The sequence below is a fragment of the Pseudomonas sp. MIACH genome (assembly GCF_001269925.1).
Lineage (GTDB): Bacteria > Pseudomonadota > Gammaproteobacteria > Pseudomonadales > Pseudomonadaceae > Aquipseudomonas.
In genome coordinates this window covers 109,732-123,264 of the sequence record NZ_LHVO01000033.1, presented here as the reverse complement: position 1 = coordinate 123,264, position 13,533 = coordinate 109,732, and the positions used below count along the sequence as shown (strand labels likewise).

Here is a 13,533-nt window from a genome sequence, read left to right as displayed (position 1 = left end):
TAGGAGCGTTGCGTGAGACCTGTCGACACCCTTTACCTGCTGGGGCTCGCCGCCATTTGGGGCGCGAGTTTCCTGTTCATGCGCATCATCGCGCCGGAGATCGGTACGCTGCCAACCGCGTTTTTCCGCGTGTCGATTGCCGCCGCCGGCTTGCTGGTGATGCTGGCGGTGATGCGGGTGAGCTGGAATTTCCAGGGCAAGTTCAAGACCGTGCTGTTGCTGGGCGTGATCAACTCCGGGATCCCCGCGACCATGTATTCGGTGGCGGCCCAGGTGCTGCCGGCGGGTTACTCGGCGATTTTCAACGCCACCACGCCGTTGATGGGGGTGTTGATTGGCGGGCTGTTTTTCCACGAACGCCTCACCCCGTCGAAAATCGCCGGGGTGTGCCTGGGCCTGTTCGGCGTAGGCGTGTTGACCCGCGCCGGGCCGGTTGCGTTTGACCTGGAACTGTTGATGGGAGCATTGGCCTGCCTGCTGGCCACCACCTGTTATGGCTTTGCCGGTTTCCTCGCCAGGCGTTGGCTGGACCAGCGGGGGGGCCTCGACAGCCGCCTATCCGCCCTGGGCAGCATGCTCGGTGCCACGCTGTTCCTGCTGCCCTTCTTCGCCTACAACGCCGCGCTCCATCCGCCGGCCAGTTGGGGTGGGTGGTCGGTGTGGTTGTCGCTGCTGGGCTTAGGATTGGTGTGTACGGCGTTTGCCTACGTGCTGTACTTCCGCCTGCTCACGGCCATCGGGCCGGTGCGGTCGATGACCACCACCTTTTTGATACCGCCGTTTGGGGTGTTGTGGGGAGCGTTGCTGCTGGATGAACCGTTATCGATGGCGCATGTGTATGGCGGGGTATTGATTGCGGGGGCATTGTGGCTGGTGCTGCGGCCGGGGAAACTCGCCAAGGCGCTGTAGACAGGTTTCATGCGGGCACACTGGGACGGTCGCTATAATCGTGGGCTGATTTTTCCAAGGACTCCCCCATGATCTCATTGCCCTGGCTGTACCTGGCGCTCCTTTCCATAGGCTATGCAATGGCCCTGGCCTACGGACAACTGGGCGTGCTGGCGGCAGTGTCCGTCGCCCTGCTGCTGGTCGCCGGGTACGCCGTACGCCAGCAACGCACGCCGTGGGCGCGTTACCTCGGGCACGGGCTGTTTATCGTCTTGGCCCTGAGCCTGGCGATGCACTGGTTGCCAGGGTTCTATAACGGACGCGGCATTGACCCGCAGCGCTTTACCCCCGATGCCGTGCCCTTCTCGATGTACCTGAACCAGGACAAGCCATTGATCGGCTTCTGGTTGCTGCTGGCCTGCCCCTGGATCGTGGCGCGGCGCTCGTGGCGTGTGTCGATCTGCGTCACCGCGCTGGCCTTGACCCTCACCGCCATCGCGGCCTTGGGCGGTGCCGTCCTGCTGGGCGTGATCAGTTGGGCGCCGAAATGGCCGGACCCGGCCTGGCTGTGGGTGCTCAACAACCTGTTGCTGGTGACCCTGGTGGAAGAAGCCTTGTTCCGTGGCTACATTCAAGGCGGCCTACACCTGCGCTTCAAACACCTGCCCTATGGCGAAAACCTCGCGCTGCTGCTGGCGTCGTTGTTGTTCGGGCTGGTGCATCTCGGCGCGGGCTGGCATTGGGTCCTGCTGGCCAGCATCGCCGGGGTCGGGTATGGCCTGGCTTATCGGTTTGGCGGGTTGGGTGCGGCGATTGCCACGCACTTTGGTTTGAATCTGCTTCACTTCGGGTTGTTTACCTATCCGATGCTCGCGGGTTGATAGCCCTTCGATGAAGGAGCAACCCGCCGATTGTTGCAAAAATAAGTTAAATAAACCCCCGTTACCGCCGATACCCAATGAAAGCCTTGCGGATTGAACAATCATGCGTAATAACCAACCCGTTACCCAGCGCGAACGTACCTTCCCCGCTCAGCAACGGTTGATCTCCACCACAGATGCCAAAGGCGTGATCACCTACTGCAACGACGCGTTCGTCGAAATCAGTGGGTTCTCGCGCGACGAACTGGTGCGTGCCCCGCACAACCTGGTCCGTCACCCGGACGTGCCAGCGGCCGTGTTCGGGCATATGTGGTCAACGCTCAAACAAGGCTTGCCATGGATGGGCATCGTTAAGAACCGCTGCAAGACGGGCGATCACTACTGGGTTAACGCCTATGTGACGCCGGTCTTCGAAGGCAATCAGGTGGTCGGCTACGAATCGGTGCGCATCAAGCCCACCGCCGAGCAGATCCGCCGTGCCGAAGCGCTCTACCAACGCATCAACCAGGGCAAGTCGGCCGTTCCCCAGCGGGACAAGTGGTTGCCGGTGTTGCAGGACTGGCTGCCGTTTATCCTGATCAGCCAGTTGAGTTTCATGATCGGTGTGTCGCTCAACTCCCACTGGGGCTTTGCCCTGGCGGCGGGCTTGTCGGTGCCATTGGGGCTGCTGGGCCTGAGCTGGCAACAGCGCGGTCTCAAGCGCTTGCTGCGTCTGGCCGAGCAGACCACGTCCGACCCGTTGATCGCGCAGATGTACACCGACAGCCGTGGCGCCCAGGCGCGCCTGGAGATGTCGATCCTCAGCCAGGAGGCACGTCTGAAGACCTGCCTGACGCGCCTGCAGGACACTGCCGAGCACCTCAACGACCAGGCCGCGCAGTCCAATACCCTGGCGCATAACAGCTCCAGCGGCCTGGAACGCCAGCGCGTGGAAACCGAGCAGGTGGCCACGGCGGTCAACCAGATGGCCGCGACCACCCAGGAAGTAGCCAGCCATGTGCAGCGCACCGCCGATGCTACCCAGGAAGCCAATCGCCTGACCGGTCGCGGTCGCTCTATTGCCGGGGAAACCCGCGAGGCAATTCAGCGTCTGTCGGTGGCCGTGGGCGAAACCGGCGTGACCGTCACCCAACTGGCCAAGGACAGCGACGAGATCGGCGGCGTAGTCGACGTGATCAAAGGCATTGCCGACCAGACCAACCTGCTGGCGCTCAACGCCGCCATTGAAGCGGCGCGTGCCGGGGAGATGGGCCGTGGGTTTGCGGTGGTCGCCGATGAAGTCCGCCAACTGGCGCAGCGCACCGCTGAGTCGACCGGGCAGATCCATGCCCTGATCGCCAAGCTGCAGCAAACCGCTGCCGCCGCCGTGCAGACCATGGACGCCGGGCATCGCCAGGCCGAAGAGGGTGTGGCGCGGGTGATGGAAGCCGATCAGGCGTTGGTGGGCATCAGTGAAGCCGTGGCGCATATCACCGACATGACCACCCAGATCGCAGCCGCTACCGAAGAGCAAAGCTCGGTGGCCGAAGAGATCAGCCGTAACATCAGCACCATTGCGCTGTTGGCAGATCAGACCTCGGAGCAGGCGATGAACTCGGCGCAGTTGAGTGAGGAATTGACGCATACCGCCCATACCCAGTATTCGTTGGTCGAGCGTTTCAACCGGTAGACCGCTATCGGGAGCAAGCCCCCTCCCACAGTTAACCGCGTACATCCCTTGGAATGCGGTCGAATGTGGGAGGGGGCTTGCTCCCGATTGGCCCTAACAGGCGCTGAGAAACTCAGCCACCTGCACGGCCGCAGCCTCCAAATGCTGCTCATGCGTAAACCCCGAAGCCTTCAACGGCTTCAAATCATGATCTCCCGCCACCAGCCACATCACTTCGATGCTCGGCGACAAGTCATACCCTTCCACCGCCGCCCGATTGCCCAGTGCATCGCGCTCGCCCTGCACAATCAACGTCGGCGTCTTCAATCCGGCCAAATGCGCTACACGTGGTTTCTCCGGCTTGCCCACCGCATAAAACGGATAACCCAGGCACACCAGCCCATCGACGCCCAATTCATCCGCCAACAGACTTGCCATGCGCCCGCCCATGGACTTGCCGCCAATCGCCAGTTTCCCAGCGACATGACGTCGCACTTCGGCATACACCCCGCGCCACGCTTCCAGCAGTTTCGGCGCCGGGTTGGGTGGGCGTTTACCGCCATCCAATCGCCGTTGAGCCATGTAGGGAAACTCGAAGCGCAACACGTTGACGCCATGCCCGGCAAGGCGTGCAGCCATATCGTTCATGAAGGATGAGTCCATCGGTGCACCGGCGCCGTGGGCCAGGATCAATGTCACGCAATCATCCGAAGCAGCGCCCGGCGCAGCATCCCACAGCCAGCCATGTTCCCGCACACACTGCGCCCATTGATCCCCGTCAATACTGGCCTTGTGCTCTTTGCCCATGCTTGCCTCGCTATTCAGTCTGCCTATAACTCCAGCCCAAGTGCCGCATTTGCTTGGGTTGAACCGTGGATGGGGAACCATGAACACTACTTTAAGTACCGCCTATAACTACAAGGTGGTCCGCCAATTCGCCATTATGACGGTGGTGTGGGGCATCGTCGGCATGGGGCTCGGGGTTTTTCTCGCCGCCCAATTGGTTTGGCCCGCGCTCAACTTCGACTTGCCCTGGACCAGCTTTGGCCGCCTGCGCCCACTGCACACCAACGCGGTGATCTTTGCGTTCGGTGGCTGTGCGCTGTTCGCCAGCTCCTTCTACTCGGTGCAGCGTACCTGCCAGACCCAGCTGTTTGCGCCGAAAATCGCCGCGTTCTGCTTCTGGGGCTGGCAACTGGTCATCCTCCTGGCCGCGATCACCTTGCCGCTGGGCTACACCAGCTCTAAGGAATACGCCGAGCTGGAATGGCCGATCGACATCCTGATCACCATTGTCTGGGTGGCCTACGCCATCGTGTTTTTCGGCACGGTGATGAAGCGCAATACCAAGCACATCTACGTCGGTAACTGGTTCTTCGGTGCGTTCATCATCACCGTGGCGATCCTGCATATCGTCAACAACCTGGAGATCCCGGTCAGCCTGACCAAGTCCTACTCGCTGTATGGCGGTGCGACGGATGCCATGGTGCAGTGGTGGTATGGGCATAACGCGGTAGGCTTTTTCCTCACCGCCGGCTTCCTCGGGATGATGTACTACTTCGTGCCGAAACAGGCCGAGCGTCCGGTGTATTCCTATCGCCTGTCCATCGTGCACTTCTGGGCACTGATCACCCTGTATATCTGGGCCGGTCCTCACCACCTGCACTACACGGCGCTGCCGGACTGGGCACAGTCGCTGGGCATGGTGATGTCGCTGGTACTACTGGCGCCGAGCTGGGGCGGCATGATCAACGGCATGATGACCCTGTCGGGCGCCTGGCATAAGTTGCGCAGCGACCCGATCCTGCGCTTTTTGGTGGTGTCCCTGGCGTTCTACGGCATGTCGACCTTCGAAGGTCCGATGATGGCGATCAAGACCGTCAACGCCCTCTCCCACTACACCGACTGGACCATCGGCCACGTACACGCCGGCGCCCTCGGTTGGGTGGCGATGATCTCCATCGGTGCGCTGTACCACATGATCCCGAAAGTCTTCGGTCGCGAGCAGATGTACAGCATCGGCCTGATCAACGCGCATTTCTGGCTGGCGACCATCGGCACCGTGCTCTACATCGCCTCGATGTGGGTCAACGGCATCGCCCAGGGCCTGATGTGGCGTGCGATCAACGAAGACGGCACCTTGACCTACTCCTTCGTCGAAACCCTGGTGGCCAGCCACCCAGGCTTCATCGTGCGGCTGGTGGGCGGCGCCATCTTCCTCAGCGGCATGTTCCTGATGGCTTACAACACGTGGCGCACCGTGCGTTCGGCACAACCTGCCGAAGTCACCGCTGCAGCGCAGATGGCCTGAGGAGTCGATGATGAAACACGAAACGATTGAAAAAAACGTCGGCCTGCTGATGCTGCTCATGGTGCTCGCCGTGAGCATCGGCGGCCTGACCCAGATCGTCCCGCTGTTCTTCCAGGACGTGACCAACAAGCCGGTGGAAGGCATGAAGCCCTACACCGCGCTGCAACTGGAAGGCCGCGACATCTACATCCGCGAAGGCTGCGTACAGTGCCACTCGCAGATGATCCGCCCATTCCGCGCCGAGACCGAGCGCTACGGGCACTACTCGGTGGCCGGAGAAAGCGTGTGGGATCACCCGTTCCTGTGGGGCTCCAAGCGTACCGGGCCAGACCTGGCGCGCGTCGGCGCACGCTACTCGGACGACTGGCACCGCGCGCACTTGTACAACCCGCGCAACGTCGTGCCCGAGTCAAAAATGCCGGCCTACCCGTGGTTGGTCACGGCTGCGGTCGACAACAGCCACACCGAGACCAAGTTGAAAGTGATGCGCACCCTCGGCGTGCCGTACACCGACGACGACATCAGTGGCGCCGTGGCCAGCCTCAAAGGCAAGACCGAAATGGACGCGCTGGTTTCGTACCTGCAAGTACTCGGCACTGCCATCAAGAGCAAGAGGTGAGCCATGGGATTTGAATTCGATGCGGGCACCATCCGCGGCCTCGGCACGCTGGTGGTCGCCATCGCCTTTATCGGCCTGTCGCTGTGGGTGTTCAACAACCGGCGCAATGCGGAATTCGAGCAGGCACGCCTGCTGCCCTTCGCCGATGAACCCTCTCCAACCGACGCTCAAGAAGAGCCTGTAACAAGGAGCAACCGGCCATGACTACCTTTTGGAGTACATGGATCTGCGTACTGACCCTCGGCAGCCTGATCGGCCTGACCTGGCTGTTGTTCGGCACCCGCAAGGGCGAGACCAAGGGCAGCGTCGACCAGACCATGGGCCACGCCTTCGACGGCATCGAGGAATACGACAACCCGCTGCCCCAGTGGTGGTTCATGCTGTTCGCCGGCACCCTGGTGTTTGCCGTCGGCTACCTGATCCTCTACCCGGGCCTGGGTAACTGGAAAGGCGTGCTGCCGGGCTATGAAGACGGCTGGACCTCGTCCAAGGAGTGGGACAAGGAGATGGCCAAGGCTGACACCAAGTTCGGGCCGATCTTCGCCAAATTCTCGGCCATGCCCGTGGAAGAAGTCGCGAAAGACCCGCAAGCGTTGAAAATGGGCGGCCGCCTGTTCGCCTCCAACTGCGCGGTGTGCCACGGCTCGGATGCCAAGGGCGCATTCGGTTTTCCAAACCTGGCCGATAACATCTGGCGTTGGGGCGGTTCGGCCGAAGCGATCAAGACCACCATCCTGAACGGTCGCCACGCGGCCATGCCGGCCTGGGGTGACATGCTGGGCGACGAAGGCGTTAAAAACGTCGCCGCCTATGTGCGCCACGACCTGGCCAAGCTGCCATTGCCGGCGGACAGCACCGCCGACCTGGCCGCTGGCCAGGCCGCGTTCAACACCACCTGCGTGGCCTGCCACGGTCCGCAAGGCCATGGCATGGAAGCCATGGGCGCGCCGAACCTGACCCTGCCCGCCGGTTACATCTACGGCACCAGCCTTGCGCAGTTGCAGCAGACGATTCGCCACGGCCGCCAAGGCCAGATGCCAGCGCAGGAAGTGCTGCAGGGCAATGACAAAGTGCACCTGCTGGCCGCCTACGTTTACAGCTTGTCCCATAACGCTGATGGCGCAACGCCAGAAAGCCCAGCTCAGTAACACCTGACTGCCGCCCCAATTTGGGGCGGCAGCTCTACCCCGCTACGCGACCAAGTGTCGCACCCTTCCAAAGCACACCTTTCCCCTCCTGCCATTCGGGTCTACGCTTCCCTGCACAGCGGACCGGTTCCGGCGTACGCGACGACTATCGTCGCGGCCTGGCAAATTTCCTGTCCACTCGATCAGCTTTCCATTTTGGATTTTGTCCTTACGCTAAACATGGAAAGGGCGCAGAATCTGGCTTGGAACGCCTTGACACAGGTCAGCGTTGCGTTGCATTGGCCCCTCGCTTTCTACATACTTGCGGCCGAATTTTACCTATAAAAAAACCTAAACCGTGGAACCTTAGAATGAGCACAGCAATCAGTCCGACTGCTTATAACTATAAGGTAGTCCGCCAGTTCGCCATCATGACGGTGGTCTGGGGGATCCTTGGCATGGGGCTCGGGGTGTTCATCGCCTCGCAACTGGTTTGGCCGGAATTGAATTTCGGCTTGCCATGGACAACCTTCGGCCGCCTGCGCCCGCTGCACACCAACCTGGTGATCTTCGCCTTCGGCGGATGTGCATTGTTTGCCACCTCCTACTATGTCGTGCAGCGCACCTGCCAGACGCGACTCATCTCCGACGGCCTCGCGGCCTTCACCTTCTGGGGTTGGCAAGCCGTGATCGTCGGCGCCATCGTCACCCTGCCACTGGGCTACACCACCACCAAGGAATACGCCGAGCTGGAATGGCCGATCGCGATTTTGCTCGCCATCGTCTGGGTGACCTACGCAGTGGTGTTCTTCGGCACCATCGTCAAACGCAAGACCAAGCACATCTATGTGGGCAACTGGTTCTACGGTGCCTTCATCCTGGTGACGGCGATGCTGCACATCGTCAACCACGCCTCGTTGCCGGTCAGCCTGTTCAAGTCCTACTCGGCCTACGCCGGTGCGACGGATGCGATGATCCAGTGGTGGTACGGCCACAACGCCGTAGGTTTCTTCCTCACCACCGGTTTCCTGGGGATGATGTACTACTTCGTGCCGAAACAGGCCGAACGGCCTATTTACTCGTATCGCCTGTCCATCGTGCATTTCTGGGCGCTGATCACCCTGTACATCTGGGCCGGCCCGCACCACTTGCACTACACCGCGTTGCCGGACTGGGCGCAGTCCCTCGGCATGGCGATGTCGATCATCCTGCTGGCCCCGAGCTGGGGCGGCATGATCAACGGCATGATGACCCTGTCGGGCGCCTGGCATAAGCTGCGCACCGACCCGATCCTGCGCTTTTTGGTGGTGTCCCTGGCGTTCTACGGCATGTCGACCTTCGAAGGGCCGATGATGGCGATCAAGACCGTCAACTCACTGTCCCACTACACCGACTGGACCATCGGCCACGTACACGCCGGCGCCCTCGGCTGGGTGGCGATGATCTCCATCGGCGCGCTGTACCACATGATCCCCAAACTGTTCGGCCGTGCGCAGATGCACAGTGTCGGGCTGATCAACACGCACTTCTGGCTGGCGACTATCGGCACCGTGCTCTACATCGCCTCGATGTGGGTCAACGGCATCACCCAGGGCCTGATGTGGCGTGCGATCAACGATGACGGCACCCTCACCTACTCCTTCGTCGAAGCGCTGCAAGCCAGCCACCCGGGCTACATCGTCCGCGCCCTGGGCGGTGCGTTCTTTGCCACCGGCATGCTGTTCATGGCCTATAACGTCTGGCGCACCGTGCGTGCCTCCGACCCGGCCGAAGCCGAAGCCGCCGCCAAGATCGCCGTTGTGGGAGCCCACTGATGAAGCATGAAGTAGTCGAGAAGAACATCGGCCTGCTGGCCTTCTTCATGGTCATCGCCGTGAGTATTGGCGGCCTGACCCAGATCGTTCCGCTGTTTTTCCAGGACGTGACCAACAAGCCGGTCGAAGGCATGAAGCCGCGCACCGCCCTTGAACTGGAAGGCCGCGACGTCTACATCGCCAACGGTTGTGTCGGCTGCCACTCGCAGATGATCCGCCCGTTCCGCGCCGAAACCGAGCGCTACGGCCACTACTCGGTCGCCGGTGAAAGCGTGTGGGACCACCCGTTCCTGTGGGGTTCCAAGCGTACCGGCCCGGACCTGGCCCGTGTCGGCGGGCGTTACTCCGATGACTGGCAGCGTGCGCACCTGTACAACCCGCGCAACGTGGTGCCTGAGTCGAAAATGCCGGCGTACCCGTTCCTCGTGGAAAACAAGCTCGACGGCAAGGACACCGCGAAGAAGATGGAAGTCTTGCGCACCCTGGGCGTGCCCTACACCGACGAAGACATCGCCGGTGCAGCCGCAGCCGTGAAGGGCAAGACCGAAATGGACGCATTGGTGGCCTACCTGCAAGGCCTTGGCACCATCATCAAAAGCAAACGGTGATTCTTCATGGATATCGGGATGATTCGTGGCCTGGGCACCGTTGTCGTGATGGTGGCCTTTATCGGCCTGGCGTTGTGGGTGTTCAGCCCCAAGCGCAAGTCGGAGTTTGAAGACGCGACCTTGCTGCCCTTTGCGGATGATCCCGAAGCCATCAAGCACGTCGAGCAAGCTTCTAGGAGTAACAAAGAATGACTACGTTCTGGAGTCTGTACGTCACAGTCCTGAGCCTGGGTACCATCTTCGCCCTGACCTGGCTGCTGCTGTCGACCCGCAAGGGCCAGCGCGCCGAGCAGACCGACGAGACCGTCGGCCACTCGTTCGACGGCATCGAGGAGTACGACAACCCGCTGCCCAAGTGGTGGTTCATGCTGTTCGTCGGCACCATCATCTTTGCCCTCGGCTACCTGGTGCTCTACCCCGGCCTGGGCAATTGGAAAGGCCTGCTGCCGGGCTACAACTACCTCGACAACGACAAGCAAACCCCATTCGCCAACGGCCAGACCGGTTGGACCGGCGTGCACGAATGGGAAAAGGAAATGGCCAGATCGGACGCCAAGTTCGGGCCGATCTTCGCCAAGTTCGCGTCGATGCCAATCGAGGAAGTCGCCAAGGACCCGCAAGCCTTGAAGATGGGCGGTCGCCTGTTCGCCTCCAACTGTTCGGTGTGCCACGGCTCCGACGCCAAGGGCGCCTATGGCTTCCCCAACTTGACCGACGCCGATTGGCGCTGGGGTGGCGAGCCGGCCACCATCAAGGAAACCATCATGAAAGGTCGCCATGCCGTCATGCCGGCCTGGCTGGACATCCTCAAGGAACAAGGTGTCAGCGACGTCGCCGCGTTCGTCGTCACCAACCTCGACGGCCGCAAGCTGCCGGAAGGCGTCAAGGCTGATGTAGCCAACGGCGAGAAACTCTTCGCCGCCAACTGCGTGGCCTGCCACGGCCCGGCCGGCAAAGGCACCCCCGCCATGGGCGCGCCGGACCTGACCCACCCGGGTGCATTCATCTACGGTTCGAGCTTCGCCCAACTGCAGCAGACCATCCGTTGGGGCCGTCAGGGCCAGATGCCTGCGCAGGAGCAACTGCAAGGCAATGACAAGGTGCACTTGCTCGCGGCGTATGTGTACAGCTTGTCCCATGGGGATAAGAAGGCCGAGGAGCAGTAAGGCTCCCGGAAACAAAAAAAGCCCCGCCAGCGCAAGCTGGTGGGGCTTTTTCGTTTCCGAGGCATCGATACCCCCATGGGAAAAGCACTTTGACCACTTGTAGCTTTAAGCTTGTGGCGTGCCAAGACCACGTAGTAACGTAACTACATTCAGCCCGCTCCGGGGAGGCGCACCATGACTATCACCACCATTTCCAGTCGCGAATTCAATCAAGACACAAGCGGTGCCAAAAAAGCCGCTCGCCAAGGCCCGGTTTTTATCACCGATCGCGGCAAGCCTGCCCATGTACTGCTAAGCATTGAGGACTACCAAAAGCTGACAGGTCTCAATGTGGACATCGTTGACCTGCTGGTGATGCCGGAAGCGGCCGATATCGACTTCGAAACCGAACGTGCCGTGATCACTCATCGACCCGTGGACCTCTCTTGATGTATCTACTCGACACCAACGTAATCTCTGAACTTCGTAAACCCCAGGCTGATGCGAATGTGGTCGCCTGGGCCAAAAGTGTCATCGCACCGCGTATGTTTATTTCGGCAATCACTCTGAAAGAATTGGAAACCGGGGTCTTGCGCATTGAGCGGCGAGACCCGGCTCAGGGGAAGGTGTTGCGAACCTGGCTCAAGCGTCATGTGATGCCGGCCTTTGATGCCAGAATCCTACCCGTCGATGCTGCAGTCGCGTTGCGTTGCGCACACTTGCATGTGCCGGACCGCGCCAATGAAAGTGACGCATTAATTGCCGCGACCGCGCTGGTGCATGGGCTCACGGTTGTCACGCGTAACGTCAGCGACTTCAAATCCAGCGGCGTTCCACTGATCAATCCTTGGGACGAATGACCGCCTCCCCCACAAAAACCGTCCATACTTCCCAAGTCAATTGATCCAGATCACGTACACCATCAATTGATTTCCCCCAACGCGACCAAAGGTCGCACCCTTTGAGCGCCACCGGGGGCGTATCATTACGCCACTGCAACACCCTTAATTTGACCCCGGTTGGCACGTACTGGCCGAGGCAAATCTCCACCGCCGTGGGATGCAATGATGAGCAACCAGATACCGGTACATGACGTTACCCCGCCTGCCAAAAACTCGAATCCATCCGTCGATCTCTACGCGTCGCGAGAGAAAATCTACACCCGTGCCTTCACCGGCCTGTTCCGCAACCTGCGCATGCTCGGCGGCGCCGGTCTGTTCCTGCTCTACTTCGGCACGGTGTGGCTGAACTGGGGTGGTCACCAGGCAGTGTGGTGGAACCTGCCGGAACGTAAGTTCTTTATTTTTGGCGCGACCTTCTGGCCCCAGGACTTCATCCTGCTCTCGGGCATCCTGATCGTCGCGGCATTTGGCCTGTTCTTTATCACGGTGTACGCCGGCCGCGTGTGGTGTGGTTATACCTGCCCGCAAAGCGTGTGGACGTGGATCTTCATGTGGTGCGAAAAGGTCACCGAAGGCGACCGCAACCAGCGCATCAAGCTGGACAAGGCGCCGATGGGCGCCAACAAGTTCCTGCGCAAATTCAGCAAGCACACCCTGTGGCTGTTGATCGGTTTTGTCACCGGCATGACCTTCGTCGGCTACTTCTCGCCGATCCGCGAACTGGTGTTCGACTTCTTCACCGGCCAGGCCGATGGTTGGTCGTATTTCTGGGTTGGCTTCTTCACCCTCGCCACCTATGGCAACGCCGGTTGGCTGCGTGAACAGGTGTGCATCTACATGTGCCCGTACGCGCGCTTCCAGAGCGTGATGTTCGACAAGGACACCCTGATCGTCTCCTACGACCCACGTCGCGGCGAAGTGCGTGGCCCGCGTAAAAAAGGTACCGACTACCAGGCCCAGGGCCTGGGCGACTGCATCGACTGTACGATGTGCGTACAGGTATGCCCCACCGGTATCGACATCCGCGACGGCCTGCAAATCGAGTGCATCGGTTGCGCCGCCTGTATCGATGCCTGCGACAACATCATGGACAAGATGGAGTACCCGCGGGGCCTGATCAGCTACACCACCGAGCACAACCTGTCCGGGCAGAAAACCCACAAGTTGCGTCCACGCCTGATCGGTTATGCCCTGGTGTTGCTGGCGATGATCAGCCTGTTGGCCGCCGCGTTTTTCATGCGTTCGCTGGTGGGCTTCGATGTGAGCAAAGACCGCGTGCTGTACCGCGAAAACGCCGAAGGCCGCATCGAAAACGTCTACAGCCTGAAGATCATGAACAAGGACCAGCGCGATCACACCTACGTGCTCGACGCCGCCGGCCTGCCGGACCTCAAGCTGCAAGGTCGACGTGAAATCAAAGTGGCGGCGGGCGATATCGTCAGCATGCCGGTGGAGCTGTCGAGTGCACCGGAGCAACTGCCGTCGAGTACCAACGAGGTGACGTTCATCCTCAAGGATGCCGATGACGCCAGTGTCCATATTGAAGCCAAGAGCCGATTCATCGGCCCCCAGGTTCGTTAAATAGAAAGC

Annotated in this window: 15 protein-coding genes; 14 read left to right on the top strand and 1 reads right to left on the bottom strand. The window is 60.9% G+C overall.

The features are described from left to right. Positions 1–12: 12 nt before the first annotated feature. The 3 genes from AD670_RS13705 to AD670_RS13695 all read left to right on the top strand — a co-directional run bounded on the left by AD670_RS13705 (position 13) and on the right by AD670_RS13695 (position 3,438). Complete coding sequence (locus AD670_RS13705; protein WP_053132957.1) at positions 13–909, top strand: DMT family transporter; 897 nt, start codon at positions 13–15, stop codon at positions 907–909. Positions 910–977: 68 nt separating this feature from the next. Beyond that, a complete protein-coding gene (locus AD670_RS13700) occupies positions 978–1,769 on the top strand; it encodes a CPBP family intramembrane glutamic endopeptidase (RefSeq protein WP_053132954.1) in 792 nt (263 codons plus the stop codon). Between the two features lie 103 nt (positions 1,770–1,872). Beyond that, entirely contained in the window at positions 1,873–3,438 is a 1,566-nt protein-coding gene (locus tag AD670_RS13695; protein WP_053132951.1) for a PAS domain-containing methyl-accepting chemotaxis protein, read from the top strand. Positions 3,439–3,531: 93 nt separating this feature from the next. On the opposite strand, the gene AD670_RS13690 is transcribed toward AD670_RS13695, so the two are convergent. Further along, the gene (locus tag AD670_RS13690) at positions 3,532–4,224 is read right to left on the bottom strand and encodes an alpha/beta family hydrolase (protein WP_053132948.1); all 693 of its coding nucleotides are present in this window, start codon (positions 4,222–4,224) and stop codon (positions 3,532–3,534) included. Positions 4,225–4,303: 79 nt separating this feature from the next. Here AD670_RS13690 and ccoN (AD670_RS13685) point away from each other — a divergent pair, with 79 nt between their 5' ends. The 11 genes from ccoN (AD670_RS13685) to ccoG all read left to right on the top strand — a co-directional run bounded on the left by ccoN (AD670_RS13685) (position 4,304) and on the right by ccoG (position 13,524). Then, entirely contained in the window at positions 4,304–5,728 is a 1,425-nt protein-coding gene (gene ccoN / locus AD670_RS13685; protein ID WP_053132945.1) for a cytochrome-c oxidase, cbb3-type subunit I, read from the top strand. Between the two features lie 10 nt (positions 5,729–5,738). Beyond that, positions 5,739–6,347: a cytochrome-c oxidase, cbb3-type subunit II gene (gene ccoO, locus AD670_RS13680; RefSeq protein WP_053132942.1), complete on the top strand. Its 609-nt coding sequence runs from the start codon at positions 5,739–5,741 to the stop codon at positions 6,345–6,347. Between the two features lie 3 nt (positions 6,348–6,350). After that, positions 6,351–6,551, top strand: a complete 201-nt coding sequence (locus AD670_RS13675; protein WP_027603735.1) for a cbb3-type cytochrome c oxidase subunit 3 — start codon at positions 6,351–6,353, stop codon at positions 6,549–6,551. Next, positions 6,548–7,495, top strand: coding sequence for a cytochrome-c oxidase, cbb3-type subunit III (gene ccoP / locus AD670_RS13670; protein ID WP_053132938.1), 948 nt, complete (start codon positions 6,548–6,550; stop codon positions 7,493–7,495). The genes AD670_RS13675 and ccoP (AD670_RS13670) overlap by 4 nt, the downstream gene beginning before the upstream one ends. Before the next feature lie 350 nt (positions 7,496–7,845). Further along, on the top strand, positions 7,846–9,288 hold the full coding sequence (gene ccoN, locus AD670_RS13665) for a cytochrome-c oxidase, cbb3-type subunit I (RefSeq protein ID WP_053132934.1): 1,443 nt from the start codon (positions 7,846–7,848) through the stop codon (positions 9,286–9,288). Continuing rightward, the gene (ccoO, locus tag AD670_RS13660; RefSeq protein ID WP_003193167.1) at positions 9,288–9,896 is read left to right on the top strand and encodes a cytochrome-c oxidase, cbb3-type subunit II; all 609 of its coding nucleotides are present in this window, start codon (positions 9,288–9,290) and stop codon (positions 9,894–9,896) included. Before ccoN (AD670_RS13665) ends, ccoO (AD670_RS13660) begins: the two co-directional genes overlap by 1 nt. 6 nt (positions 9,897–9,902) lie before the next feature. Further along, positions 9,903–10,088, top strand: coding sequence for a CcoQ/FixQ family Cbb3-type cytochrome c oxidase assembly chaperone (locus AD670_RS13655; protein WP_003175465.1), 186 nt, complete (start codon positions 9,903–9,905; stop codon positions 10,086–10,088). Then, complete coding sequence (gene ccoP / locus AD670_RS13650) at positions 10,085–11,062, top strand: cytochrome-c oxidase, cbb3-type subunit III (protein ID WP_053132931.1); 978 nt, start codon at positions 10,085–10,087, stop codon at positions 11,060–11,062. Before AD670_RS13655 ends, ccoP (AD670_RS13650) begins: the two co-directional genes overlap by 4 nt. A 174-nt stretch (positions 11,063–11,236) precedes the next feature. Beyond that, a complete protein-coding gene (locus AD670_RS13645; RefSeq protein WP_053132928.1) occupies positions 11,237–11,491 on the top strand; it encodes a type II toxin-antitoxin system Phd/YefM family antitoxin in 255 nt (84 codons plus the stop codon). Next, positions 11,491–11,901, top strand: a complete 411-nt coding sequence (locus tag AD670_RS13640; RefSeq protein ID WP_053132925.1) for a type II toxin-antitoxin system VapC family toxin — start codon at positions 11,491–11,493, stop codon at positions 11,899–11,901. Before AD670_RS13645 ends, AD670_RS13640 begins: the two co-directional genes overlap by 1 nt. A 207-nt stretch (positions 11,902–12,108) precedes the next feature. Further along, a complete protein-coding gene (ccoG, locus tag AD670_RS13635) occupies positions 12,109–13,524 on the top strand; it encodes a cytochrome c oxidase accessory protein CcoG (protein WP_053132922.1) in 1,416 nt (471 codons plus the stop codon). Positions 13,525–13,533 lie beyond the last annotated feature (9 nt).

Excerpts from the sequence above, each read along its gene's own strand:
- AD670_RS13655 (WP_003175465.1), top strand. The coding sequence starts at position 9,903 with ATGGATATCGGGATGATTCGTGGCCTGGGCACCGTTGTCGTGATGGTG.
- ccoO (WP_053132942.1), top strand. The coding sequence starts at position 5,739 with ATGAAACACGAAACGATTGAAAAAAACGTCGGCCTGCTGATGCTGCTC.
- AD670_RS13645 (WP_053132928.1), top strand. The coding sequence starts at position 11,237 with ATGACTATCACCACCATTTCCAGTCGCGAATTCAATCAAGACACAAGC.
- ccoN (WP_053132945.1), top strand. The coding sequence starts at position 4,304 with ATGAACACTACTTTAAGTACCGCCTATAACTACAAGGTGGTCCGCCAA.
- AD670_RS13690 (WP_053132948.1), bottom strand. The coding sequence starts at position 4,224 with ATGGGCAAAGAGCACAAGGCCAGTATTGACGGGGATCAATGGGCGCAG.
- AD670_RS13675 (WP_027603735.1), top strand. The coding sequence starts at position 6,351 with ATGGGATTTGAATTCGATGCGGGCACCATCCGCGGCCTCGGCACGCTG.
- ccoG (WP_053132922.1), top strand. The coding sequence starts at position 12,109 with ATGAGCAACCAGATACCGGTACATGACGTTACCCCGCCTGCCAAAAAC.
- AD670_RS13640 (WP_053132925.1), top strand. The coding sequence starts at position 11,491 with ATGTATCTACTCGACACCAACGTAATCTCTGAACTTCGTAAACCCCAG.
- AD670_RS13695 (WP_053132951.1), top strand. The coding sequence starts at position 1,873 with ATGCGTAATAACCAACCCGTTACCCAGCGCGAACGTACCTTCCCCGCT.
- ccoP (WP_053132938.1), top strand. The coding sequence starts at position 6,548 with ATGACTACCTTTTGGAGTACATGGATCTGCGTACTGACCCTCGGCAGC.
- AD670_RS13700 (WP_053132954.1), top strand. The coding sequence starts at position 978 with ATGATCTCATTGCCCTGGCTGTACCTGGCGCTCCTTTCCATAGGCTAT.
- ccoP (WP_053132931.1), top strand. The coding sequence starts at position 10,085 with ATGACTACGTTCTGGAGTCTGTACGTCACAGTCCTGAGCCTGGGTACC.
- ccoO (WP_003193167.1), top strand. The coding sequence starts at position 9,288 with ATGAAGCATGAAGTAGTCGAGAAGAACATCGGCCTGCTGGCCTTCTTC.
- ccoN (WP_053132934.1), top strand. The coding sequence starts at position 7,846 with ATGAGCACAGCAATCAGTCCGACTGCTTATAACTATAAGGTAGTCCGC.